Origin of the sequence: Streptomyces sp. NPDC090088 (genome assembly GCF_044747345.1) — a bacterium.
Taxonomy (GTDB): domain Bacteria; phylum Actinomycetota; class Actinomycetes; order Streptomycetales; family Streptomycetaceae; genus Streptomyces.
In genome coordinates this window covers 482,996-507,042 of the sequence record NZ_JBIVDZ010000002.1, presented here as the reverse complement: position 1 = coordinate 507,042, position 24,047 = coordinate 482,996, and the positions used below count along the sequence as shown (strand labels likewise).

Below are 24,047 nucleotides of genomic sequence, written 5' to 3'. Positions count from 1 at the left end.
GATGCCCCGCTTCGTTGCCTCGCGCAGCAGACTCACCACGGCCGCCGCGGTGTTCGGCCTGCTCGCGGCCGGTGCCGCCGTCCAGGCCACCAGCGCCGCCACCCCCGCCCACGCGGCCACCACCTACCGGGTCCTGTTCGACGACGGCCACGCCGAGGAGGCGGGCAACGCGGACTGGATCATCTCGACCAGCAAGCCCGACCCGCTCTCCCAGGACTCCTCCCCGTCCGACGAGACGGACTGGACCGGCGCACTGTCGTCGTGGGGCGTGGCCCTGCAGCAGACCGGCGACTACAGCCTGAAGACGGCCACCAGCGCGCTGACGTACGGCGGTTCGTCGACGACCGACCTGTCCAAGTTCGACGCGCTGGTGCTGCCCGAGCCCAACACGAAGTTCACGACCGCCGAGAAGACGGCGATCATGAACTTCGTGAAGGCAGGCGGCGGTCTGTTCATGATCTCCGACCACACCGGGGCCGACCGCAACAACGACGGCTACGACGCGGTCGAGATCCTCAACGACCTGATGACCAACAACAGCGTGGACAGCGACGACCCGTTCGGCCTCTCCATCGACTCGCTGAACATCAGCTCCGGCTACCCGAAGGCCATCAGCGACAGCGGCAACGCCGTCCTGCACGGCTCCTTCGGCACCGTCACCAAGAGCCTGATCGCCAACGGGACCACCGCCACCCTCAAGCCCGCCGACAACTCGGCCGTCAAGGGCCTGGTGTACCGCAGCGGTTACTCCGGCAACACCGGCGCCTTCTTCGCCACGTCCACCTACGGCAGCGGGCGGGTCGCCTTCTGGGGCGACAGCTCCCCGATCGACGACGGCACCGGCCAGTCCGGCAACACGCTGTACGACGGCTGGAACGACTCCGGCGCCACCAACGCGGCCCTCGCCCTCAACGCCACCGCCTGGCTGGCCGGCGCCAGCTGACCCACCGGGGGAAGGTGATGAGCGGGTCCGGGGTTCGGCTCCGGGCCCGCTCTTACTTTCGCTCCGGTCTCCGTTTGCTCCCCTCCCCTACAGTCCTTTCGTGCTCTTCGGAATGGTGTGCGCCCTCGCGGCGGCGATCTGCTTCGGTACGGCGACGGTCCTGCAGGCGATGGCCGCGCGGGCGGCCGGCGACGGCGCGGGCGGGGAGGCCGCGCTGCTGCTGCGGGCCGTGCGGCAGTGGCGGTACGTCGTCGGGCTGGGGCTCGACGGGCTCGGCTTCGTGTTCCAGGTGCTGGCCCTCAGATCGATCCCGATCTACGCGGTGAGCGCGGCGCTCGCGTCGAGCCTCGCGGTGACGGCGGTGGTCGCGGCGCGGCTGCTGCGGGTGCGGCTGACCGGGGCGGAGTGGGCCGCGGTGGGTGTGGTGTGCGCGGGGCTCGCGATGCTGGCACTGGCCTCCGGGCCGGAGGGGGACCGGGCGGGGTCCATGACGTTGAAGTGGGCGATGCTCGGGGCCGCCGTGGGCGTGCTGCTGCTCGGGCTCGCCGGTGGGCGGCTGTCCGGGCGGTGGCGGGCGCTGCTGCTCGGCCTCGGGTCGGGGTTCGGGTTCGGGGTGGTGGAGGTGTCGGTGCGGCTGATCGACACCCTGCGGCCGGCCGAACTGCTGGCCAATCCCGCGGCCTACGCCCTGCTGATCGGCGGTGGCGGCGCCTTCATGCTGCTGACCTCGGCGCTGCAGCGCGGTTCGGTGACCACGGCGACGGCCGGGATGGTCATCGGCGAGACGATCGGCCCGGCCGCGGTGGGGGTCGTCTGGCTCGGCGACCGCACCCGGGAGGGGCTCACCTGGCTGGCGGTGCTCGGTTTCACGGTGGCCGTGGCGGGGGCGCTGGCGCTGGCCAGGTTCGGGGAGGCGCCGGGTGCCGAGGACGCCGGCGCCGGGGCGGCGGAGCCGGTCAGCCCATCGCGTCGGTGATCCCGTCCCAGAGCCGGGACCGGGCCTCCAGGGCGACCAGGACGGTCTCCACGGCCTCGCTCCAGCGCTGTTCGTCGGTGCCGCACAGGTCGGCGACCATCTGCAGGGCCATGGGGGTGTGCTCCTCGCCGTCGACCTCGATATGGCGGGCGAGGTAGTCACGGAAGAGCGGGAAGCTCTCGGTTCCCTCCTCCTTGATGACCTGGTCGAACATGTCCGGGATCAGGTCCTCGCGGGAGAAGGCGAAGGCGGCGGCCCGGCAGTGCAGCGGGCGGTCGGCGATGATCTCGAAGGTGGTGCGCACGAAGTCGGCGGCGGGGGCGGGCACCTGGGCCACCCGGAGGGCGGCGGGGACGTCGTGGCCCTCGGCGACCAGCGCGAGGAAGGTGTCGACGGGGACGGCGTCGGCCGACGCCTCGGTCATGGCCGCGCGGTACAGCTCGTAGTGGCTGGTGAAGCCGCCGTTCAGGGCGTCGCTCTCCTCGACCAGCACGATGTCGTTGATGAGCCGGCGGGCGACGGCGGAGCCGTGCGGCACCCAGGGCACGTCGACGCAGGTCAGCTCGCGCTGGAGCGATTTGAGCAGGGACATGAAGTCCCAGACGGCGAAGACGTGGTGGGTCATGAACGTGGCCAGCCGGTCCCGGTCGGATATCCGCCGGTACAGCGGGTGGGCGGTCACTTCTTTTCGCGCGGATTCGATCACCGAACGCGCCTCGTCGATTGCCTCGCTGCCTTCTCGGGTCAGATTCCAGTCGTACCTCGACATGACGGCTCTCCTTTGTTCCGGGACGGCGATCGTGCAACTTTCACGACCCCCGGGCAAGCACTTTCTGGAATTCCACGAGAGTTACCCGAAGTAGTGGACGACAGAAGGCGTCAACACCATAGAAAGCGCTATAAAAAGTTACGTTCCGGACACGTCCCCGGCGCCAAAAAATCTCGTTGAACCTTTGAACGCCATGTGTGTCCATTCCGTAAAGGACACCGTGACCAGTAATCCCGTCACCGTCACCGTGGCCTATCACGTGATGCCGGGCCGTGAGGGCGACTTCCACTCGTGGGGGTGGGCCATGCTGGGCGCGAGCGCCCGACAGCCGGGGTTCCTCGGCGGTGGCGTCCTTGTAGACCAGGAGGCGGAATGGCATGTCGTGTATCGCTTCGCCACCGAGGACTCCGCACTGGCCTGGGAGAACTCCCTGGACCGCGGAGCGTGGGAGACCCGGACGGACGGCATCGCCCGGCCCACCGGTCGCCGTAGCGTACGCGGCTCGAAGGTGTGGTTCGACTCGCTGACCGGGCCGACTCCCCCGCCTCCGCCGCCCACCCCTCCGGCGAAATGGAAACTGTGGTTCATCAACATGAGCGCGGTTTTCCCACCGGTTCTGCTCTTCAATATCATCGTGATTCCCCATCTCGGCGGCCTCAATCCACTCATTCGCACTCTGGTGCTCTGCCTCTGCGTGACCGCGCTTGTCACCTGGATTCTCATGCCGCGGCTTCAGCGTTTCTTCAAGAAATGGCTGTATCCGCCGCTCCAGGCGCTGCGTGGACGGCACAAACGCCGGGCCGCATAGGCCCGGGAACTACCCGAGGGAGGTGGGCGGGTGAAGACCCTGCTCATCGACAATTACGACTCGTACACCTACAACCTGTTCCAGCTGATCGCCGAGGTGAACGGCGAGGAACCGGTGGTGATCCGCAATGACGAGGGGGCCGGCACACTCCCCGGTCTCCCCGGTCTCGCGGGGTTCGACAACGTGGTGGTGTCCCCGGGGCCCGGGCATCCGGGAAACGGCCGTGACTTCGGCATCGCCGCCCGGGTGATCGCCGAGGCCGCCGTCCCGGTGCTCGGGGTGTGCCTGGGCCACCAGGGCATCGCGCTCGGCGAGCAGGCCCGGGTGGCGCCCGCACCGCAGCCGAGACACGGTCATCTGACCCGGGTCCGGCACGACGGGCGGGACCTGTTCGAGGGGCTGACCCAGGACTTCACCGCGGTGCGCTACCACTCCCTCGCCGTGCACGAGCCGCTGCCCGCCGCCCTGGAGGCCACCGCCTGGGCCGAGGACGGCGTCCTGATGGGCCTGCGCCACCGCGAACGGCCGCTGTGGGGCGTGCAGTTCCACCCCGAGTCGGTGCTCACCGAGTACGGCCACCGCATGCTGGTCAACTTCCGCAACCTCACGGCCCGCCGAGCCCGCCGCGCCCGCACCAAGAACACCGCCGTCCCCCCGACCTCGGCGGTGATACCGAGGCCCAGGTCTGCGACGGGCAGGCCCGAGCCGGGGACAGGCGCGGTCGGTGCAGGGACAGGTGCGCTCGACTCAGGGACAGGTGCAGTCGACTCAGGGACAGGTGCAGTCGGTGCAGGGACCGGTGCGCTCGACTCCGGCTCCGCAGCGGCCATGCCGGGGGCGGGATCCGCACCCGCCACATCCGCCGCACCGACCGTGCCCGCCGAGCCCGCGGCCCCGCCCACCGCAGCAGCACCCGTAGCCGCACCCGCACCCGCCGGCCCCGACGCCACACCCACCGCGGCCATCCCGCGCCCCCGCAAGGGCGACCGCCCCCGAGGGGACCTCCCCCAGGGGACGGACTCCCGGCAGGACGGCCGCCCCCGGCAGGGAACCCACCCCCTCCGAGGCGACCGCCCCCGCCCCGCTCACCGCCTCCACACCCGCCAGATCGCCGGTGCCGTGGACACGGAGGCGGCGTTCAGCCGCCTCTTCGCCGGCTCGGCCCGCTCCTTCTGGCTGGACAGTTCGCTGGTGGAGCGGAGCCGGTCGCGGTTCTCGTTCCTCGGGGACGACAGCGGTCCGCTCGCCGAGTTCGTGCGGTACGACGTGACGGCCGGGCGGTGCGAGGTGGAGCGGGCGGGAAGGCCGGCGCGCAAGGTGTCGGCGAGCGTCTTCGACTACCTGAAGCGGCAGCTGACCAGCCGCCGGGTGGACGCCGACGGGCTGCCCTTCGACTTCACCGGCGGCTATGTGGGCTACTTCGGGTACGAGACCAAGGCCGACTGCGGCTCCCCGAACCGGCACCGTGCCGAGACCCCGGACGCCTGCTGGCTGTTCGCGGACCGGCTGCTCGCCGTGGACCACGAGGAGGACGTCACCTACGCGGTCTGCCTGGCGGAGGACACCCCGCAGGCCGCCCGGGAGGCCGAGGAGTGGCTGGAGGCCACCCTGGCCCAGCTGACCTTCCTGGCCCCGGGCGGCCGCCCGGCCCCGCCCGCCGCCTCCGCCGCCGGGGGATCGGACCTGGAGGCCGCCGAGCCCTGGCTGGTACGGGACCGGGCGACCTACCTCGCGGACATCGAGTCCTGCCAGCGGGAGCTGCGGGCCGGCACCAGCTACGAGGTCTGTCTGACCGACGCGGCCCATCTGCCCGCCCCGGCCGACCCCTACGCCTTCTACCGGGAGCTGCGCCGCGTCAACCCGGCGCCGTACGCGGCCTTCCTGCGCTTCGGCGACCTGGACGTGGCCGGTTCCTCGCCGGAGCGGTTCCTGCGGATCACCCGGGACGGGGTGGCCGAGGCCAGGCCCATCAAGGGGACGGCACCGCGCGGGGCGACCCCGTACGAGGACGACCGGCTGCGGGACGCGCTGGCGGCGGACGCCAAGACCCGCGCCGAGAACCTGATGATCGTCGACCTGCTCCGCAACGACCTGGGCCGGGTCTGCCGTACCGGATCCGTCCGGGTGCCCCGGCTGATGGCCACCGAGACGTACGCGACCGTGCACCAGCTGGTGTCGACGGTGACCGGGCGGCTGCGGGCCGGGACGGACGCCGTGGACTGTGTGCGGGCCTGCTTCCCGGGCGGCTCGATGACGGGCGCGCCGAAGCTGCGCACGATGGAGATCATCGACTCGCTGGAGACCGAGGCCCGGGGCGTGTACTCCGGGGCGCTCGGCTACCTCGGGTGCAGCGGCGGCGCGGACCTGAACATCGTGATCCGTACGGCCGTGATCGCGGACGGGCGGCTGCGGCTGGGCGCGGGCGGGGCGATCGTCCTCGACTCCGACCCGGCCGCCGAGTACGACGAGATGCTGCTGAAGACGGCCGCGCAGATGCGGGCGCTGCGGGAGCACACCGCGACGGCCGCGGCGGACGCCGTGCAGGAGGCGGCCCGATGACGCTGCCCCTGTACCGCACGGACACCGTGAACCTGGCCGGCCGGCTGGCGGACCTCTCCGAGCGCAGCGGCTGGACCGGCCGGCCCGCCTTCCACCAGGGCCATCGCGCCTGGACCCATGGCGAGGTGCACGACCTCGGGGCGCGGGCCGCGACCGTCCTCGCCGCGCAGGGGGTCGGCCCCGGCGACCGGGTGGTGCTGGCGCTGCCGGACGGGATCGCCTGGGTGGTGGCCTTTCTCGCGGTCGCCCGGCTCGGGGCCGTCGCCGTCCTGGTCAACCCCGAACTGCCCGCCGGTGACCACGCGTTCATGGCCGCCGACACCGGGGCCGCGCTGTGTCTGACGGGACCGGGCCTGGAGGATCGTTTCATCGGCCACCCCCGCTTCGGCGCCGACCAGCTGCTCGCGCTCGCGCCCGCCGCCGAGCCGGCGCCCGTCCACCCGGTCGACGCGGACGGCCCGCTGTATGTGCAGTACACCTCGGGGACGACGGGCAGGCCCAAGGGTGTCGTGCACACCCACGCCCACCCGGCCGCGTACCACGACCTCATCGGCTGGCCACTGCTCGGCATCGGCCCGAACGACGTCACCCTGTCGGTGTCCAAGCTGTACTTCGCCTACGGCTTCGGCAACGCCTTCGTCTTCCCGCTCTTCTCGGGGTCGAGCGCGGTCCTGGTGGACCGGCGCCCGGCGCCCGCCGCCGTGGACGAGCTGATCGCCCGGCACCGGGTGACGCTGCTGTACTCGGTGCCGTCGGCGTACGCGGCGCTGGTCGCGGACCGGGGCACCGGGCAGCACCAGGCCTGCTTCGCCTCCGTACGGGCCGCCGTGTCGGCCGGTGAGGGACTGCCGGCCGGGCTCGGGGCGCGGGTCACGGAGCTGCTGGGCGCGCCGGTGCTGGAGCAGATCGGCTCCACCGAGGCCGGGCACGCCTTCTGCGCCAACAGCCTGGACCACAACCACCCGGGCACCGTGGGCCGTCCGGTGCCCGGCTTCGAGGTGGAGCTGCGCGACCGCGACGGACGGCCGGTGCCGGACGGCCACGAGGGCGAGCTGTGGGTGCGCGGGCCCACGGTGACACCGGGCTATCTCCACCGGCCCGAGGAGACCGCACGGACCCTGGTCGGCGGCTGGCTGGCCACCCACGACCGGGCGGTCCGCGAACCCGATGGCAGCTACCGGCACCTGGGCCGCACCGACGACATGGAGATGGTCGGCGGGATCACCGTCTCCCCGCTGGAGGTGGAGGCCGTGCTGCGCACCCATCCGGCGGTGCGGGAGGTCGCGGTGGCGGCGGTGCCGGACGGGACCGGCTCCACCCGGCTGCGCGCCTTCGTGGTGCCCGCCGTCACCCCGGCGCCGGAGGGGCTCCAGGAGGAGCTGCTGCGGCTGGCCCGGGAACGCCTGGCCGCCTTCAAGGTGCCGCGCAGTGTCAGCCTCCTGTCCTCGCTGCCCCGCACCCCGACCGGGAAGCTGCGCCGCCATCTGGTCCGCCAGGGCGCCTGGTGACCATGACCGCTTCGGAAAGGAACGTCTCCATGCAGGAGTCGCAGGTGTCCCTGATCGGCGACCGCGGGTTCTACCTCGGCCCGCTCTTCCGGCGGGCGGCCCAGCGGCACGGCGGGGTGTTCGTCACCCTCGACCGGCCGCTGGACACCCACCCCGACCTCGGTGTGCGGCTGAGCTACGCGGAACTCGCCGACGCCGTCGACGAGTTGTCGGGGCGGCTGTGGGCGGCCGGGGTACGGCCCGCCGAGCAGGTCGTCGTCCACAAGACCGACAACGTCGACATCGTGCTGCTGACCTGCGCGATCTCCCGGATCGGCGCGGTACCGGTGCTGCTCTCCCCGATGCTGGCCGGCGAGGTGGTCGGCAAGCTGCTCACCAGACTCCGGGAGCCGTGGCTGGTCACGGACGCGGCGAAGCTCCAGGGGTTGGACGTCAAGGGCCTTGTACGGCAGACGCTGACCGTCGACACGGCCCCCGGCACGGTCTCCCTGGCGGAGCACTCCGGTGCCGAGGTCCCGGCGCCGATCCGGCTGCACCCGCGCGAACCCGCCCTGATCACCCACAGCTCCGGCACCACCGGCGTCCCCAAGCTCGCCGTGCACTGCCCGCAGACCATGTGGAACCGGCTGGTCCCGCAGCAGGCGATGGGCTGGCCCACCCGCGGCGAGGTGGCCGCGCTGCACATGTCCTTCGTGCACTCGCGCTTCTACCATCTGCTGGGCGTCCTGCTGCACTTCGGCAGCCCCCTGCTGCTCATCACCGACCCGGACCCGGCGAAGGTCGGCCCGATGCTGGCCCGGCACCGCCCCGGCATCGTCGAGACCCACCCCAACACCTTCGTCCTGTGGGAGGAGCTGGCGGACGCGCCCGGCGCCCCGCTGTCGCGCGTGAAGTCGTACGGCTCGACGTTCGACGCGATCCACCCGCGCACGGTACGGCGGCTGCTGGGCGCCTCGAAGCGCCGTACGCCCTGGCTGATCCAGCTGTACGGGCAGAGCGAGACCGGTCCGGTGGCCTTCCAGTGGTTCACGCGCCGGAGCGTGGCCCGGGCGGACGGGCGGCGGGTCGGCATCGGGATACCGGGGTTCACGCGCGTCCGGGTCACCGGCCCCGACGGGCTGCCCGCCGCGCCCGGGAGGCCCGGCCGGATCGAGGCCCGCACCCGGGGCCGGATCCTCACCTACCTCGGTGCCCGCGACCAGTACGAGCGTCAACTGGACGGCGAGTGGTGGCAGATGGGCGACATGGGGTACCGGAGCCGGCTGGGCGCGCTGTACCTGATCGACCGCGAGATCGACCAGATCGACTCGGTGCACAGCAACCTGGAGGTCGAGGACACCCTGATGGACCGGCTGGAGGAGCTGCGCGAGGTGGTCATCGTGCCGGGCGCGGACCGCGAGCCGGTGCCGGTGGTGTGCGTCCGCGGCGAACGGCCGCTGGATCCGCGGCGGTGGAAGGAGGCGACCGCCGACCTGCCCGCGATGGCGGAGCCCCGGCAGTGGCGGTTCGAGGAGCTGCCGATGACGGCGACCTGGAAGGTGAAGCGGGTGGAGATCACCCGGATGCTCGCGGAGGGGGTCCGCGCATGACCGCGACCCCGGTCGTGGTGGTCGGCGCCGGTCCGGTGGGCCTGTCGGCGGCCCTGGCGCTGCGCGCGCGGGAGCTGCCGGTGCTGCTCCTCGAAGCGGACCCGGAGAACCGCGAACGGCCGGGCAGCCGGGCCCTGTTCGTGCACCGCGAGACCCTCGCGCTGCTCGACGCCATGCGGCCGGGACTGGCCGCGGAGATCACCTCGTACGGCCGGACCTGGCACACCCGGCGCACCCTGTACCGGGGGCGGGAGGTGTACTCCCGCACCTTCCCGCCCCCTTCCGGCCGGCCGCCCTTCACCAGCCTGCGCCAGGTGGACACCGAACGCTTCCTGCGGGACGCGTGCGAGCGGGCGGGGGTGGAGTTCGCCTGGAACGCGCGGGTGATCGGCATCCGTACCACCGCCTCGGGCGCCTCGCTGAGCTGCGCGGACGGGCGGGAGGTGGCGTCCGGGTACGTGATCGCCGCGGACGGCGCCCGCTCGGCCGTCCGGGCCGGGCTCGGCATCCCCATGGAGGGCACCCACGGCGAGGGCTTCCATGTCGTCGTCGACGTCGCCGACCGGCCGGGCGCAGAGCTGCCGCTGGAGCGGGTCTTCCACTACGAGCATCCGGGCGTCGGCGGCCGCAGCGTCATGCGGGTGCCCTTCACCGGGGGCTTCCAGGTGGACCTCCAGTGCCATGCCGGGGACCGGGCGGAGGATTACGGCACGGAGGAGGCGGTCCGCGGGTGGCTCCCCGGGGTGGTCGGCGACGGCTACGCGGACCGCGTCCTGTGGGTGTCGACGTACCGCTTCCTGCGCAAGGTCGCGGCCTCCTTCACCGACCCGCACGAGCGGGTGCTGCTCGTCGGGGAGGCCGCGCATCTGTTCCCGCCGTTCGGGGCGCGGGGCATGAACAGCGGGATCGCCGACGCGGCGGCGGCGGCGGAGGCCGTCGCGACCGGGACGGTGGCCGAGTTCGCGGCGGTACGGCGGGCCGCGGGCCTGTTCAACAGCGAGGCGGCCGGGGTCGCCCTGGACCATCTGCGGCCCCGGCGCCGGATCGTCCGGCTGCGGCAGCGCGCGGCGGCGGCGCTGGCGCCGGTCCTGCCGTCCTGCGGGTCCTGGCTGGAGCACGCGCCCTACGGTCCCCGGCACGGGGCGCCGGCGCTGGCGGGCCGGAAGTACTGAGGAGTGCCGAGAAGTACCGAGAAGTGCTGAGGAAGTACCGAGGACGTACGGCGGACGTACTGCGGAGGAGGCGGGCGTGGGCTCACAAGTGACGTTCGGGGAAGGGCTGCTGGCCTGGTCGCCGGCGGGAGGGCTGCGGCCCGCCGAGGACCCGGGTCCCGGCGGGCGGCTGCTCGTGGCGGACTCCTGGCTGGTCCGGGACGGCAGGGTGCGCGGCCTCGGCCGGCACCGGGAGCGCTTCCTGCGGTCCTGCGGCGCGTGCGACGGGCCGCCGCTGCGCCGGCTGCTGGAGTTCTGGCAGGACATGACGGCCGCGCTGCCCCGCACCGGTGCGTGGTTCCCCCGGGTCGAACTCGCCCCCGGCTCCCATGAGTTGAGGCTGCGGCTGCGGCACGCTCCGCCGCTGGGGTCCGGGGTGCGGGTGTGGGCGGCCGGCCAGTCCGACCCGCGGACCGTCCCCCGCCGCAAGGGGCCGGACCTGGACGTCCTGGCCCGGGTGCGCGGCCGGGCCACCGGGGCCGGTGCGGACGAGGCGGTGCTGGTCGCGCCCACCGGGATCGTGCTGGAGGCGGCCACCGCCAGCGTGCTGTGGTGGGAGGACGGCACCCTGTGCCTGCCCTCGCCGCAGCTGCCCGTCCTGCCCGGGGTGACCGTCGCCCTGATCCAGGAGCGGGCCCAGCGGGCCGGGATCCGGCTGGCCCACCGGGAGCGGACCCTGGCCGAGCTGGACGGCCGTGAGGTGTGGCTGGTCAACGCGCTGCACGGGATCCGGCCGGTCACGGAGTGGATCGGCGAACCGCTGCGGGCGCCGCGGGCGGCGCACGCCGGGGAATGGCGGACCTGGCTGGACGACGCGATGGAGCCGCTGCCGGGAAACTGAACCGACCGGAAAATCGACCGAAAGAGAATGCGCCGGATCGAATCCGACCCGGCGCATTCTCCGCTGCCCTGATTAATTCCGCCTGATTATTCTGCCTGCCTACTTCTGCTTGGGCTGATAAGCGCCCGGCACCATCCGGGTGGCGATCGCGATCCGGTTGTAGGCGTTGATGACGGTGGCCGCCCAGACGAGGGCCGCGACCTGCGCCTCGTCGAAGACCCCGGCGGCCTCGGCGTACACCGCGTCCGGGACCCGGCCGTCGGCGACGAAGGTCACGGCCTCCGCCAACGCCAGTGCGGCGCGCTCCCGTTCGGTGAAGAAGGGGGTCTCCCGCCAGGCGTTGAGCGCGTAGATCCGCTGCTCGGTCTCGCCCTGCGCCCGGGCGTCCTTGGTGTGCATGTCGAGGCAGAACGCGCAGCCGTTCAGCTGGGAGGCACGGATTCTGACCAGTTCCAGGATTTCCGGTTCGACCTTGGCGTCCTGGGCCGCGGTGACCGCGGCGGCATGCAGCGAACCCATCGCCGAGGAGACGTCCGGGGTGATTTTCTTGAGGGCCACGCGGGATATCTGATCGCCATTGCTCATGAGGGAGACTCTAGCCTCCGGAATTCAATTCGGGGACCATTGCCGGGGAATTCACCGGGCGTCGGTCACGGCCGGGTCCGCGAGGACCGTGCACAGGATGTCCAGCGCTCCCGACCAGGCGTGGTCGGCGGGGGTGCCGTAGCCGAGGACGAGGGCGTCCGGCGCCTGGACGGCGGCGTCGGGGTGGCGGTGGCGGGGGGTGAGGCCCTCGATGGCGAGGCCGCGTTCGGCGGCGGCCCGGATCACCCGGTGCTGGCTGCCGGGCGGCAGCCGCAGGACGACGTGCAGACCGGCCGCGATGCCGGTGACCCGGATCGCCGGGGCGCGCGCGGCGAGGGCCGCGACCAGCGCGTCCCGGCGCCGCCGGTAACGGGAGCGGGAGGCGCGCACATGACGGTCGTAGGCGCCGGAGGTGAGGAACTCGGCGAGCGTCAGCTGGTCCGGCGTCCCGCAGGTGTCCACCTCGCCCTTGACCGCCGTCACCTCTTCGGCGACGGCCGGCGGCAGCACCATCCAGCCCAGCCGCAGCCCGGGGGCGAGGGACTTGCTGGCCGTGCCGAGGTAGACCACCTCGTCGGGGGCGAGGCCCTGGAGGGCGCCGACGGGCCGGCGGTCGTAGCGGAACTCGCCGTCGTAGTCGTCCTCCAGGACCAGGCCGCCGGTGCGCCGCGCCCAGTCCACGACGGCCGCCCGCCGGTCGTGGCGCAGCGCCACCCCCATCGGGAACTGGTGGGAGGGGGTGAGCAGCACCGCGGCCGGTCCCGGGGTCAACTTGCCGGTGTCCGTGCCGAGTTCGTCCAGGGGCAGGGCGCGCATGCGGAATCCGGCCGCCGCCAGCAGCTGCCAGTGCTCGTCGAGGCCGTACGACTCCACGGCGACCGTGTCCGCCCCGCGCGCCCGCAGCATCCGGCCGAGCAGGCTCAGGCCGTGCGAGAACCCGGCGCAGATCACGATGCGTTCGGGGTCGGCGCGCACCCCCCGGGCGCGGGCGAGGTAGGCGGCGAGCGCGGTGCGCAGTTCGACGCGGCCGCGGGGGTCGCCGTAGCCGAAGGCGTCGTGGGGGGCGGCGGTGAGGGCGCGGCGGGCCGCCTTGAGCCACTCGGCGCGCGGGAAGGCGGAGACGTCGGGGAACCCGGCCCGCAGGTCGTAGGCGGGGCGGTGGACGGTCGTACCGGCGGCCGGGGCCGTGGGGCGCGGCCCCGGCGGCAGGGCCGGTACCCCGGTCGCCACCCTGGTGCCGGAGCCCTGCCGGGCGGTGAGCCAGCCCTCGGCGACCAGGTCGGCGAAGGCGTCGGCGACGGTGTTGCGGGCGATGCCCAGGTCGGCGGCGAGGGAACGGGACGAGGGCAGCCGGGTGCCGGGGACCAGCCGGCCGCTGCGGACGGCCTCGCGCAGGGCGTCGGTCAGCCCCCTGCGCAGCCCTGGACCGGCCGGTTCGAGATGGAGGTCCACACCCAGAGTGGCCCATGATTCTGCCATGGAAATGGACCATACTCCTGGGCTGCCCGACACCTAGAGTCGACATCATGAGCAATCAGGAGAACGCCGAGTACGTCCCGGAGCACACCCCCCGCCTCGCCTGGGCGCAGCACGCCCCCGAGGTGTACAAGGCGATGGTCCGGCTGGACGGAGCCGCCCGTAAGGGCCTGAACGCCAAGCTGTTCGAACTGGTGAAGATCCGTGCCTCGCAGCTCAACCACTGCGCGTACTGCCTCGACATGCACACCAAGGACGCGCTCGCGGCGGGCGAGAGCGTCGAGCGGATCGTCCAGCTCAGCGCGTGGGAGGAGTCGAAGCACTTCTACACCGCTCAGGAGCTCGCCGCGATCGAGCTGACCGAGGCCATCACCGTGCTGACCGACGGCTTCGTGCCGGACGAGGTCTACGAGCGGGCCGCCAAGCACTTCGACGAGACGCAGCTGACCCAGCTGATCGCCTCGATCATCGTGATCAACTCCTGGAACCGGTTCGCCGTGACCACCCGGATGGTCCCCGGGCACTACACCCCGGGGCAGCACGGGTGACCAAGGCCGAGGCCTTCCGGGCGCTGCACCACGGGCGCCCGCAGGGCGACCCGCTGCTCCTGCCCGGCCCCTGGGACGCGGCGAGCGCCCGGGTCCTGGCGGCGGCCGGGTTCCCGGCGCTGGCGACGCCCAGCGCGGGGGTCGCGGCCTCGCTCGGGTACCCGGACGGGCACACCCCGGCCGGGGAGATGTTCGCGGCGGTCGCGCGGATCGCCCGGGCGGTGGACGTGCCGGTGTCGGCGGACGTGGAGGACGGCTACGGCCTCGCGCCGAAGGAGCTGGCCGAACGCCTGCTGGAGGCGGGCGCGGTCGGCTGCAATCTGGAGGACTCCAGCGGGGGCGCCCTCAAGGACCCGCGCCGACACGCCGACTGGCTGGCCGAGTTCCGCTCGGCGGCAGGCGGCGAACTCTTCCTCAACGCCCGCGTGGACACGTTCGTCCTCGGGGTCACCGACCCCGACCGGGTCATCGAACGGGCCGCGCTCTACGTCGCGGCCGGCGCCGACTGCGTGTACCCGATCAAGGCGCCGACCGCCCTGCTCCCCCTCCTGCGCTCCGGCATCGAGGGCCCGCTGAACCTGTACGCCCGCCTGGACGGCACGGGCCCCTCGCCCGCCGAACTGGGCGGACTCGGGGCCACGCGCGTCACGTTCGGACCGGGGCTGCTGCGGCTGGCGCTGCGGTCGGTCCAAGAGGTGGTCCAAGAGGTGGTCCAAGAGGCGTCGGCCTAGGACAGCCACTCCTTCCACACGGAGGGATGGCTGTCCACCCACTTCTTCGCGGCCTCCTCGGGGCTCAGCTTCTGGTCGGCGATCATCAGGGAGACCTGGTCCTGGTCCTCGGTCGTCCACCTGAACTTCTTCAGGAAGGCCGCCGCCCTGCCGCCGGTCCGCGCGAAGTCCGCGTTGAGGTACTTCCGCAGCGGGGTGTGCGGATAGGCGCAGGCGACCTTCGCCGCGTCGGCGTCGCACCCGGCCTTGTACGCCGGCAGTCGCACCTCGGTCATCGGCACCTTCTTGAACAGCCACTGGGGTGCGTACCAGTAGGTCAGGAAGGGCTTCTTCTCCTTGGCGAACTGCTTGATCTGGGTGATCTGGGCGGCCTCGGACCCGGCGAAGACGACCTGGTAGTCCAGCTTCAGGTTGCTGACCAGCGCCTTGTCGTTGGTGACGTACGACGGCGAGCCGTCCAGCAGCTGCCCCTTGCCGCCGCTCTCCGCGGTGCGGAACAGCGAGGCGTACTTGTCCAGGTTCCTCCAGTCGGTGATGTCGGGATGCTGCTTGACCAGATAGGTCGGCACGAACCACCCGATGTGCCCGGTGACCCCGAGGTCCCCGGCACCGCTGATGGTCTTCTTGTCCTGGACGTACCGCTTCTCCTGGTCCGGGTGCCCCCAGTCCTCCAGGATCGCGTCGACCCGCCCCTGGCTGAGCGCGTCCCAGGCCGGGACCTCGTCGACCTGCACGGTGTCGACGCGGTAGCCGAGCTTGTGCTCAAGGAGGTACTGGGCGACGGCCACGTTCGACTGCGCGCCGACCCAGGACTGCACGGACAGCGTCAGGGTCTTCGCCCCCTGCGCGTTGGCGAACGGCGAGGCCTGCCTGGTCATGTCGGCGGCACCGCACCCGGTGGCGAGCACCAGCACGGAGGCGGCGGCGACGAGTGTCGTACGACGCATGGTCACGCTCCCTTCTCCGTACGGCGCTCCGTGGGCTGGGTGACCCGGTCGAGCATCAGCCCCAGGCAGACGATGGCGGCACCGGCCACCAGCCCGGTCGCCAGGTCGCCCTGCGCGAGCCCGAAGGCGACGTCGTAACCGAGCGCCCCGCCGCCGACCAGACCGCCGATGATGACGACGGCGAGGACGAGCACCACACCCTGGTTCACGGCGAGCAGCAACGCGGGCCTTGCGAGCGGGAGTTGCACCTGCCACAGCTGCTGCCGGCCGGTAGCGCCGAGCGACCGCGCGGACTCCAGGGCGGCCGGGTCCACCTGGCGCAGCCCCTGCGCGGTGATCCGTACGACGGCGGGCAGCGCGTAGACCACGGCGGCGGCCACGGCGGGCGCGCGGCCGACACCGAACAGCGCGACGACCGGGATCAGGTACACGAACTGCGGCATGGTCTGGAAGACGTCCAGCACGGGACGGAGCCCGCGCTCCGCCCGGTCGCTGCGGGCGGCCGCGACCCCGATGACGAAGCCGAGGACGAGCGTCACGGCGACGGCCGCGAGCACCTGCGAGAGCGTGTCCAACGACGGCTCCCACACCCCCAGCACCCCGATCGCGGCCATCGCGAGGACGGCGGTGAGCGCGGTGCGCCAGGTGCCGATCAGCCAGGCCAGGGCGGCCACGATCAGCAGCACCGCCCACCAGGGCAGCCACTGCAGCCCGTCGCGGACGGGGTCGAGGACCCAGGTGGTGAAGTGCCCCGCCCAGTCGGCGGTGCCGCCGACGACCGGGACGCCCGAGTACAGATGGGCGGTCATCCAGTCGACGGCACGGTTGACCGGTCCGGTGAAGTTCAGGGTCCAGGCGGTGGGCCAGTCCAGAACACCGACGAGGCGGGCCGCCACAGCCACCACCACGGTCGCGCCGAGGGCGTACGCCCAGGCGCGGGGCCGGGGCCGGGGCCGGGGCCGGGCGTCGGTGCGCTCGCCCGCGGCCGCAGTGATCCGGTCCAGTACGACCGCGAGCAGCACGATCGGAATCCCGGCGGCGAGGGCCGCGCCGACGTCGACCGACGCGAGGGCCTGGTAGACGCGGTCACCGAGGCCGCCGGCGCCGATGACGGAGGCGATGACCGCCATCGACAACGCCATCATGATCGTCTGGTTGAGGCCGAGGAGCAGCTCCTTGCGGGCCAGCGGGACCCGGGCGGTCAGCAGCCGCTGCCTGCCGGTGGCGCCCAGCGACTCCACGGCCTCCAGGACCTCGGGGTCGGCGCCGCGCAGGCCGAGCGCGGTGAGCCGGGCCATCGGCGGTGCGGCGTAGACGACGGTGGCGAGCACGGCCGCGGGCACGCCGATGCCGAAGACCAGGACGACGGGCAGGAGGTACGCGAAGGCGGGCAGCACCTGCATCGTGTCCAGCACCGGGCGCAGCGCGCGGTGCAGCCGCTCCGAGAGCCCGGCCCCGAGCCCGAGCACGAACCCGACCACGACGGACGCCACCACGGCCACCACCATCAGCGCGAGCGTCTGCATCGTCGGCACCCACATACCGAGCACACCACAGGCCAGAAACGCGACAGCCGTACCGGCGGCCAGCCTGACCCCGGCCACCCGGTGCGCGACCGCGGCGGCGAGCACGGTGACACCGGGCCAGCCGGCCGCGAGCAGCGTGAGGTAGACGGCGCGCACGGTCAGGACGACGGCGTTGCTGATGTAGCCGAAGAAGTAGAGGAACAGAGGGTGCGTGTCCCGGTTGTCGATCACCCAGTCACTGGCCGAGGTCAGGGGCGCGGAGAGACTGACGGTCAGCTCGTGCGGCCAGGCGGCGGACGTCCAACGGGAGTCGGCGAGCGGGACGAGGACGGCGGCGACCACGGCGAGGACGAGCAGCTTGCGTACGGCGGGATGAACCGTGCGCATCGCTCGCGGCGTGGGGAGAGTGATCGTCGCCATCAGACGCCCTCCGGGTCGGTGCCGGCGGCGGGGGGTGTCACTCGCCCGCGCCGGCGGGGTACCGCTGCGCCCACCCGTGCCGCCCCAGCGGCACGACTGCCCGCAGCCGGAACGGCCGGGGCACTTTCCGACGAGCGCTCCGGATCCCCACCCAGGGGCGCGGGGCTGGGACATATGCGGCTCCGCCGCGTGGGCGCGACCGGCCCACGACTGCCCGCAGCCGAACCACCACCCGCATCTGTCTTCGACACGACGCCGAGCAACGCGTCCGCGTCCACGACCCCGACGCACCGGTCCCCCTCCACGACCCGCGCCGGGACACCGGCCCCCGCCACCACGTCGATCGCTTCGGCAACCGTCGCGCCCGGGCTCACCACCGGCCACGCCACGGCCTCCCCGCCCTCCGTCGGCCTCATCGCGGTGCGGACCGTCATCACCTGCTCGCGCGGCACGTCCCGCACGAACTCGCGGACGTAGTCGTCGGCGGGCGAGCCCACGATCTCCTCCGGGGTGCCCAGCTGGACCACCCGGCCGTCGCGCATGAGCGCGATGCGGTCGCCGAGCTTGAGCGCCTCCGACAGGTCGTGGGTGATGAAGACCATCGTGCGGCCCTCCTCCTGGTGCAGGCGGACGACCTCCTCCTGCATGTCCCGCCGGATCAGCGGATCGAGCGCGCTGAACGGCTCGTCGAAGAGCAGGACCTCGGGGTCGACGGCCAACGCCCGTGCGAGGCCGACGCGTTGGCGCTGACCGCCGGAGAGCTGGGCGGGGCGGCGCTGCTCCATGCCGTCCAGGCCGACCTTGGCGACGACCTCGGCGGCCCGCTCGCGCCGCTCGGACTTCCCGACGCCCTGGATCTCCAGGCCGTAGGCCACGTTGTCGAGCACGGACCGGTGCGGAAGGAGCCCGAAGTGCTGGAAGACCATCGCGGCCCGGTGCCGGCGCAGCTCACGCAGCCGGCCCTTGTCCATCGCCCGGACGTCCTCGCCGTCGATGGCGATCGTGCCGGCCGTCGGTTCGATGAGCCGGGTGAGGCAGCGCACCAGCGTCGACTTCCCGGACCCCGACAGACCCATCACCACGAAGACCTCGCCCTTGCGCACGTCGAAGGAGACGTCGCGGACGGCGGCCGTGCAGCCGGTGCGGGCGCGGAGGTCGGCGGGCGGGAGCGCGGTCAGCTCGGGGTCCGCGGGGACGCGGTCGGCCTTGGGGCCGAACACCTTCCACAGGCCGTCGACGGAGAACACCGGGGCAGGGGTCGTACTCATCACGCACCGCCCTTCATCAGGTCCACGGCCCGCTCACCGACCATCAGCACCCCGATCATCGGGTTCACGGCCGGCATGGTCGGGAAGACGGACGCGTCGGCGATCCGGATGCCGTCCAGGCCCCGGATCCGCAACTCGGGGTCGACGACGGCCAGTCGGTCGTCGGACGGTCCCATCCGGCAGGTGCCCGCCGGGTGGTACACGGTGTGCGCGACCTTGCGGGCGTACTCGCTCAGCTCGGCGTCGCCCTGGACCTCGGGGCCGGGGCACACCTCGCGCTTCAGCCAGCCGGCCAGCGGCTCGGTCCTCGCGACCTCGCGGGCGATCCGGATGCCGTCGACGAGGGTGCGGCCGTCGTAGTCGTCCTCGTCGGTGAAGTAGCGGAAGTCCAGCGCGGGCTTGACGGCCGGGTCGGCGCTGGTGAGGTGGAGGCGGCCGCGGCTGCGGGGCTTGGGGATGTTCGGGGTCATCGAGACGCCGTGCGCGGGGCGTTCGTAGCCCAGCCGCTCGGGGTTGTCGGTGAAGGGCACCTGGTAGAAGTGGAACATCAGGTCCGGGCCCGCGTGTTCGGGGTCTCGGCGGACGAACAGGCCGGCGTCGGAGTCCATCGCGGAGTTCTCGGGGATCGGGCCGTGGGTCTCCCAGACGATCACCGACTCGGGGTGGTCGAGGAGGTTCTCGCCGACGCCCGGGAGGTCGTGGACGACCGGGATGCCGAGCGCTTCGAGGTCCTCCCGGCGGCCGATGCCGGAGTGCAGCAGCAGGCGCGGGGAGTCGACGGCGCCGGCGCACAGGACGACCTCGTTCCGGGCCCGTATCAGCAGTTCCGCGCCGTCCTTGGTGCGCACGTGCACGCCCTCGGCGCGGGTGCCGTCCAGCTCCAGCCGGAACGCCCAGGTCTCCAGCAGGATCGTCAGGTTCGGGCGCTCGTCCATCACGGGGTGGAGGTAGGCCACCGAGGCGCTGGAGCGCTTGTTGTTCTCGGGGTGGTAGGCGAGGTCGAAGAAGCCGGTGCCCTCGGTGAACGGCTTGCGGTTGAAGCCCTCCACGCGCGGCACGCCCAGCGCCTGCCGCGCCGCGTCGACGAAGTCACGGGCGATGGCGTTCCGGTCCTGCTCGTCGACCGGGACGATGTTGTTGAGGAGACGGGCGTAGTACGCCTCCATCGGGACCGCGCCCCAGCCCTTGGCCCCCGCCTCCTCCCACTCGTCCCAGTCGGACGGGAGCGGCTTGAAGGAGATGAGGGTGTTGTGCGAGGAGCAGCCGCCCAGCACCCGGGCGCGGCTGTGCCGGATGTGCGAGTTGCCGCGGGGCTGCTCGGTGGTCGGGTAGTCGTAGTCCAGCTCGCCGCCGAGCAGGCCCATCCAGCGGCGCAGGGTGAGGACGTCGTCGCGGCCGACGTCGCTGGGGCCGCCCTCGATGACGGCGACCGTGACATCGGGGTTCTCGGTGAGACGGGAGGCGATGACGGAACCGGCGGTTCCGCCGCCTATCACGACGTAGTCGTAGGTGTGGTGGGACATGGGGGGTGCTCCAAAGGCGTAAGGCTTGCCGGGTACGGCGATCGGCGTGGGCTCGGTCGGTCAGCCGGCGAACCAGCGCACCGGACTCGGCGCGAGGTTCTGGTAGACGTGCTTGGTCTCGCGGTACTCGGCGAGTCCGGCGGGGCCCAGCTCGCGGCCGGTCCCGCTCTTCCCGAAGCCGCCCCACTCCGCCTGCGGGAGGTAGGGGTGGAAGTCGTTGATCCAGACCGTGCCGTGCCGCAGTCGGCCGGCCACCCGGCGGGCGCGTCCCGCGTCGGCGCTCCAGACCGCGCCCGCGAGGCCGTACTCGGTGTCGTTGGCGAGGGCGACCGCCTCGTCCTCGGTGCGGAAGGTCTCGACGGTGAGGACCGGGCCGAAGACCTCCTCGCGGACGACCCTCATCTCCCGGTGGCACTGGTCGAGGACGGTCGGCTCGTAGAAGTAGCCGCCGGACGGGCGGTCGGCGGACGGCTCGGGGCGCCTGCCGCCGGAGCGCAGCACCGCGCCCTCCGCCAGCGCCGACGCGACGTACGCCTCGACCTTCGCGCGCTGCTGCTCGGAGACCAGCGGGCCGCACTCGACGCCGTCCGCCGTGCCCCGGCCGAGGCGGATCCGCGCCGCCCGGCGGGCCAGTTCGGCCACGAACCGCTCCCGCAGCGGCTCCTCGACGATCAGCCGGGCACCGGCCGAGCAGACCTGGCCGCTGTGGATGAACGCGGCGTTGAGGGCCTGGTCGACGGCGGTGTCGAAGCCCTCCGGGGTGGCGCAGGCGTCGGCGAAGACGACGTTGGGGTTCTTGCCGCCGAGTTCGAGGGCGACCTTCTTGACGGTGGGCGCGGCGGCCTGGGCGACCTTGACGCCGCTGACCAGGCCGCCGGTGAAGGAGACCAGGTCGACGTCGGGGTGTTCGGCGAGCCGGGCGCCCACGGTGTGCCCGGGGCCGGTGACGAGGTTCGCCACCCCGGCGGGCAGTCCGGCCTCCGCCAGCAGCTCGATCAGCGCGATCGTCGTCAGCGGGGTGATCTCGCTCGGCTTGACCACGAAGGTGTTGCCGGCCGCGAGCGCCGGAGCGATCTTCCAGCTCGCCTGGAGCAGCGGGTAGTTCCAGGGCGTGATGAGCGCGCACACACCGACCGGCTCCTGTACGACGACGCTGTGGACGTCGGCCGAGCCCGCGTCGACCACGCGGCCCGCGCCCTCCGCCGCCACCAGGTCGGCGAAGTAGCGGAAGGCGTCGGCGACGCAGTCGATGTCGACACGGCCCTCCTCGGCGGTCTTGCCCGCGTCCCGGCTCTCCAGGAGCCCCAGCTCTTCGCGGTCGCGTACGAGCAGGCCGGCCAGTCGGCGGAGCAGGGCGGCGCGCTCGGCGACGGGGGTGCGGGGCCAGTCACCGGTGTCGAAGGCGCGCCGGGCGGCGGCCACCGCCGTCTCGGCGTCCTTCTCGTCGCCCTCGGCGACCACGGCGAAGGGCAGGCCGTCCGCGGGGTCGATGATCTCGCGCGTCGCGCCGGAGGCGGCTGCCAGCCACTCTCCTCCGGCATGGATGGTCGCTCGTTCCGCTCTGTCCGCCATGATCGGTATTGCCTTCCGTTCCTGTTCGGTGCCCCTGTGTGACCTTGAGGTCACACTCGGGGACCGTCACCGCCTGCCCTCGGCCGCGGATTGCATGCGCAATCGATGGCCGAAAGTGCGCTGCATCACTGAACAGTCGGTCAAAGCAGGACAAAAGGCTCGGGAAAGGTCGTCACGGCGTCGGGGCGCTCGAGGGCTCGGCCTGCGTGGCGTGCCGGGGGCGGCTCTTGGCCGAGATCTGGCCGACGAGCTCCCAGAAGCACACCAGGGCGGTGACCGGCGGAATCCCGAAGATCACTAACGAGATCAGCGCATGCGCGGAGTGGCTGACGCACAGCACCACCGCCATCACGGAGGCGGCCAGCACCACACACCAGGACCGCCGCGCGCTCCGGCGCTGAGCGGTGGCCCGCACGACGGAGAGCGCCGCCACGAACCACGGCCCGTACACCGTCAGCGGCCAGTACTGCGCCAGCCCCGGGGGCAGGATCGACGAGGCGATCCCGCGCAGCTGCCCGTACGAGTAGCAGACGGACCAGCCGAGCATGGACACCGCGCACAGCGAGACCGCCGCGATCAGCAGCGTGATGTGCGTGACGCGCCGGCCCCCGTCGAGCAGATGGGAGTCGTGGCGGACCCGGCGGCGGTTGCTCCTGCGCCGGGCCGGCACGTCCAGCAGGGTGGTGGCCGCGGTCACTCCGGTCGGTGCGGACAGTATCTGGGCCAGTTCCTCGACCGGATCCCAGTCACTCGGCGTGACATCCGGCTCGGGGGCTCCCCAGGCGTGGTCGTAGAGACCCGGGTGCTCGTAGAGGCCGCCGTGGTCGTACCGACCGGTGTGGTCATAGAGACCAGTGGGGTCGTAGAGACCGGTGTCATGCTGAATCCCGTCCATCGGTAAAACCTCCGCAGCCCGCCTCAGAACGCCCTGTACAGATCCGCCAGCGTCCGTCGATATTCATTTTCCATCACGTTGATTCTCTTCAGGAAATCATCGAGCAGGTCCGAGCATGAGGTGATATCCATACTTCCGGACCAGCGGAGCACGGTCGTCGGGTGATCTTCCGTCGGGTGCCAGTCCAATCGCGTCACGGTCACCTAACGACGGCCACACGGGTCAGGATTTGGGGCGTTCGGGGGAATTCAGGTCACCCACACGAGAAGCTATTGAATACCCGGCGGGGCACAATTGAGGAAATTGTGAATATGCGGGCGGTTACATTCCGTGAATATCGAAACTAAAGGAATGACGATGTGACCGCACTCAGTCGACGGCGGGATCGTCGTCACACTGCGTGTCCGGCGGGCAGAACCAGTCCACCGCGGTCGTGACCTGGGCCAGCTCGTCGTCGCGGCCGTCGGCGTCGGGGCCGTAGGAGGCGACGGCGTAGATCCTGCCGTCCTGCGCGACGAACCGCTCGTCGATCACATGCCAGGTGCCGACGTCCGGCTCGCCGTCGATCCGGTCGGCCAGGTACTCCAGCCGGGAGCCGGTGAACGGGCCGTCGTCGAGGCGGGTCAGGCCGAGCTCCTGGAACCCGTCCGGCTTGGGGGTCCCGTCGGAGAGGTAGAGCTCGAAGGACGCCTCCGGGGACTCCTCCGCGACCTGGTAGACCTGCAGCCGGTGCTCCCGGTCGGGGCTGCGGTAACTGACCACGGCCATGCCGAACTGGGACTTCACCGCGGAACGCGACCAGCCCTCGGGAACCGCGATCCGGAACCCCTCGATGTCCTCCCGCAGCCCGTACCCGGCAGGGGGCGCGGAGGCCGACGGCGATCCGCTCTCCGTGGGCTGCGCGGAGGAACTCCCACCGGAGCCCGAACCAGTACTGGAACCGGGGCCGGCCCCGGAGCCGGAGCTGGAACTCGGGCTGACGGTGGCGGCAGCCCTCGCGGGCTTGTCCCCGTCTCCCCCGTCCCCGACCACCAGCGTCAGCACCAGACTCACCGCCACACCGACAACAGCGACCCCCACCACCCCGGACCACAACAACCGACGCCCGGCCCACCACCCGGCCCCCACCACCCGAGACGCCTCACCGGGCGGCGGAGTCCAACCCGGCCCCATGGGCGCCACCCCGGCCGAATGGCCTATGGACACTCCCCCGGCCGACTGAGCGGGCACGAACGCCCCGGGCACCGAAGCGTCCACCGATCCCCCGGCCGCAGGCATCGGCACCGCCCCCGACTGCCCACCCCCCGCCCAGCCACTCCCCGCATCCGCCCACCACTCCCGCCCCGAACCCG

Annotated in this window: 19 protein-coding genes and 1 pseudogene; 10 read left to right on the top strand and 10 right to left on the bottom strand. The window is 72.4% G+C overall.

Going from position 1 to position 24,047, the window contains the following annotated elements; all coding sequences use genetic code 11:
• Position 1: 1 nt before the first annotated feature.
• Positions 2-940, top strand: a pseudogene (locus ACIPSJ_RS11005) (hydrolase); the annotation flags it as partial.
• A 115-nt stretch (positions 941-1,055) separates the two neighbouring features.
• Complete coding sequence (locus ACIPSJ_RS11000) at positions 1,056-1,919, top strand: DMT family transporter (protein ID WP_359215420.1); 864 nt, start codon at positions 1,056-1,058, stop codon at positions 1,917-1,919.
• On the opposite strand, the gene ACIPSJ_RS10995 is transcribed toward ACIPSJ_RS11000, so the two are convergent.
• The gene (locus ACIPSJ_RS10995) at positions 1,900-2,688 is read right to left on the bottom strand and encodes a DUF3050 domain-containing protein (protein WP_401345137.1); all 789 of its coding nucleotides are present in this window, start codon (positions 2,686-2,688) and stop codon (positions 1,900-1,902) included. The genes ACIPSJ_RS11000 and ACIPSJ_RS10995 overlap by 20 nt on opposite strands.
• A gap of 220 nt (positions 2,689-2,908) precedes the next feature.
• Here ACIPSJ_RS10995 and ACIPSJ_RS10990 point away from each other — a divergent pair, with 220 nt between their 5' ends.
• The 6 genes from ACIPSJ_RS10990 (at position 2,909) to ACIPSJ_RS10965 (ending at position 11,204) form a co-directional block, all read left to right on the top strand.
• Positions 2,909-3,496 (top strand): hypothetical protein, encoded by a 588-nt coding sequence (locus ACIPSJ_RS10990; protein ID WP_359215372.1) that lies wholly within the window; start codon positions 2,909-2,911, stop codon positions 3,494-3,496.
• Positions 3,497-3,526: 30 nt separating this feature from the next.
• Positions 3,527-6,055: an aminodeoxychorismate synthase component I gene (gene pabB / locus ACIPSJ_RS10985; RefSeq protein WP_401345135.1), complete on the top strand. Its 2,529-nt coding sequence runs from the start codon at positions 3,527-3,529 to the stop codon at positions 6,053-6,055.
• Positions 6,052-7,563, top strand: a complete 1,512-nt coding sequence (locus tag ACIPSJ_RS10980) for an AMP-binding protein (protein ID WP_359215367.1) — start codon at positions 6,052-6,054, stop codon at positions 7,561-7,563. The genes pabB and ACIPSJ_RS10980 overlap by 4 nt, the downstream gene beginning before the upstream one ends.
• Before the next feature lie 29 nt (positions 7,564-7,592).
• Positions 7,593-9,152, top strand: coding sequence for an AMP-binding protein (locus ACIPSJ_RS10975; protein WP_359215364.1), 1,560 nt, complete (start codon positions 7,593-7,595; stop codon positions 9,150-9,152).
• A complete protein-coding gene (locus tag ACIPSJ_RS10970) occupies positions 9,149-10,324 on the top strand; it encodes an FAD-dependent monooxygenase (RefSeq protein WP_401345133.1) in 1,176 nt (391 codons plus the stop codon). The genes ACIPSJ_RS10975 and ACIPSJ_RS10970 overlap by 4 nt, the downstream gene beginning before the upstream one ends.
• Before the next feature lie 76 nt (positions 10,325-10,400).
• Complete coding sequence (locus ACIPSJ_RS10965) at positions 10,401-11,204, top strand: aminotransferase class IV (protein ID WP_401345131.1); 804 nt, start codon at positions 10,401-10,403, stop codon at positions 11,202-11,204.
• 99 nt (positions 11,205-11,303) lie between these two features.
• Here the strand turns inward: ACIPSJ_RS10965 and ACIPSJ_RS10960 are convergent, their stop codons facing one another.
• On the bottom strand, positions 11,304-11,789 hold the full coding sequence (locus ACIPSJ_RS10960; RefSeq protein WP_401345129.1) for a carboxymuconolactone decarboxylase family protein: 486 nt from the start codon (positions 11,787-11,789) through the stop codon (positions 11,304-11,306).
• A gap of 51 nt (positions 11,790-11,840) precedes the next feature.
• Positions 11,841-13,268 (bottom strand): PLP-dependent aminotransferase family protein, encoded by a 1,428-nt coding sequence (locus ACIPSJ_RS10955; RefSeq protein ID WP_401345128.1) that lies wholly within the window; start codon positions 13,266-13,268, stop codon positions 11,841-11,843.
• 47 nt (positions 13,269-13,315) lie between these two features.
• Here ACIPSJ_RS10955 and ACIPSJ_RS10950 point away from each other — a divergent pair, with 47 nt between their 5' ends.
• On the top strand, positions 13,316-13,813 hold the full coding sequence (locus ACIPSJ_RS10950) for a carboxymuconolactone decarboxylase family protein (RefSeq protein WP_401345126.1): 498 nt from the start codon (positions 13,316-13,318) through the stop codon (positions 13,811-13,813).
• Complete coding sequence (locus ACIPSJ_RS10945; RefSeq protein WP_401345124.1) at positions 13,810-14,544, top strand: isocitrate lyase/phosphoenolpyruvate mutase family protein; 735 nt, start codon at positions 13,810-13,812, stop codon at positions 14,542-14,544. The genes ACIPSJ_RS10950 and ACIPSJ_RS10945 overlap by 4 nt, the downstream gene beginning before the upstream one ends.
• Here ACIPSJ_RS10945 and ACIPSJ_RS10940 read toward each other — a convergent pair.
• From ACIPSJ_RS10940 to ACIPSJ_RS10910, 7 genes are all read right to left on the bottom strand, one after another.
• Positions 14,541-15,491: an ABC transporter substrate-binding protein gene (locus ACIPSJ_RS10940; protein ID WP_401345122.1), complete on the bottom strand. Its 951-nt coding sequence runs from the start codon at positions 15,489-15,491 to the stop codon at positions 14,541-14,543. The genes ACIPSJ_RS10945 and ACIPSJ_RS10940 overlap by 4 nt on opposite strands.
• 2 nt (positions 15,492-15,493) lie before the next feature.
• Positions 15,494-17,437, bottom strand: a complete 1,944-nt coding sequence (locus tag ACIPSJ_RS10935) for an ABC transporter permease (protein WP_401345120.1) — start codon at positions 17,435-17,437, stop codon at positions 15,494-15,496.
• Entirely contained in the window at positions 17,437-18,705 is a 1,269-nt protein-coding gene (locus ACIPSJ_RS10930) for a glycine betaine/L-proline ABC transporter ATP-binding protein (protein WP_359215341.1), read from the bottom strand. The genes ACIPSJ_RS10935 and ACIPSJ_RS10930 overlap by 1 nt, the downstream gene beginning before the upstream one ends.
• Positions 18,705-20,228 (bottom strand): GMC family oxidoreductase, encoded by a 1,524-nt coding sequence (locus ACIPSJ_RS10925; protein ID WP_401345117.1) that lies wholly within the window; start codon positions 20,226-20,228, stop codon positions 18,705-18,707. Before ACIPSJ_RS10925 ends, ACIPSJ_RS10930 begins: the two co-directional genes overlap by 1 nt.
• A 60-nt stretch (positions 20,229-20,288) precedes the next feature.
• Positions 20,289-21,800 (bottom strand): aldehyde dehydrogenase family protein, encoded by a 1,512-nt coding sequence (locus ACIPSJ_RS10920; RefSeq protein WP_401345115.1) that lies wholly within the window; start codon positions 21,798-21,800, stop codon positions 20,289-20,291.
• A gap of 172 nt (positions 21,801-21,972) precedes the next feature.
• Entirely contained in the window at positions 21,973-22,695 is a 723-nt protein-coding gene (locus tag ACIPSJ_RS10915) for a DUF2637 domain-containing protein (RefSeq protein ID WP_398942844.1), read from the bottom strand.
• Positions 22,696-23,064: 369 nt separating this feature from the next.
• Entirely contained in the window at positions 23,065-23,748 is a 684-nt protein-coding gene (locus tag ACIPSJ_RS10910) for a hypothetical protein (protein WP_401345113.1), read from the bottom strand.
• Between the last annotated feature and the right edge of the window lie 299 nt (positions 23,749-24,047).

Excerpts from the sequence above, each read along its gene's own strand:
- ACIPSJ_RS11000 (WP_359215420.1), top strand. The coding sequence starts at position 1,056 with ATGGTGTGCGCCCTCGCGGCGGCGATCTGCTTCGGTACGGCGACGGTC.
- ACIPSJ_RS10995 (WP_401345137.1), bottom strand. The coding sequence starts at position 2,688 with ATGTCGAGGTACGACTGGAATCTGACCCGAGAAGGCAGCGAGGCAATC.
- ACIPSJ_RS10980 (WP_359215367.1), top strand. The coding sequence starts at position 6,052 with ATGACGCTGCCCCTGTACCGCACGGACACCGTGAACCTGGCCGGCCGG.
- ACIPSJ_RS10975 (WP_359215364.1), top strand. The coding sequence starts at position 7,593 with ATGCAGGAGTCGCAGGTGTCCCTGATCGGCGACCGCGGGTTCTACCTC.
- ACIPSJ_RS10970 (WP_401345133.1), top strand. The coding sequence starts at position 9,149 with ATGACCGCGACCCCGGTCGTGGTGGTCGGCGCCGGTCCGGTGGGCCTG.
- ACIPSJ_RS10960 (WP_401345129.1), bottom strand. The coding sequence starts at position 11,789 with ATGAGCAATGGCGATCAGATATCCCGCGTGGCCCTCAAGAAAATCACC.
- ACIPSJ_RS10955 (WP_401345128.1), bottom strand. The coding sequence starts at position 13,268 with ATGGCAGAATCATGGGCCACTCTGGGTGTGGACCTCCATCTCGAACCG.
- ACIPSJ_RS10950 (WP_401345126.1), top strand. The coding sequence starts at position 13,316 with ATGAGCAATCAGGAGAACGCCGAGTACGTCCCGGAGCACACCCCCCGC.
- ACIPSJ_RS10940 (WP_401345122.1), bottom strand. The coding sequence starts at position 15,491 with ATGCGTCGTACGACACTCGTCGCCGCCGCCTCCGTGCTGGTGCTCGCC.
- ACIPSJ_RS10935 (WP_401345120.1), bottom strand. The coding sequence starts at position 17,437 with ATGGCGACGATCACTCTCCCCACGCCGCGAGCGATGCGCACGGTTCAT.
- ACIPSJ_RS10930 (WP_359215341.1), bottom strand. The coding sequence starts at position 18,705 with ATGAGTACGACCCCTGCCCCGGTGTTCTCCGTCGACGGCCTGTGGAAG.
- ACIPSJ_RS10925 (WP_401345117.1), bottom strand. The coding sequence starts at position 20,228 with ATGTCCCACCACACCTACGACTACGTCGTGATAGGCGGCGGAACCGCC.
- ACIPSJ_RS10920 (WP_401345115.1), bottom strand. The coding sequence starts at position 21,800 with ATGGCGGACAGAGCGGAACGAGCGACCATCCATGCCGGAGGAGAGTGG.
- ACIPSJ_RS10915 (WP_398942844.1), bottom strand. The coding sequence starts at position 22,695 with ATGGACGGGATTCAGCATGACACCGGTCTCTACGACCCCACTGGTCTC.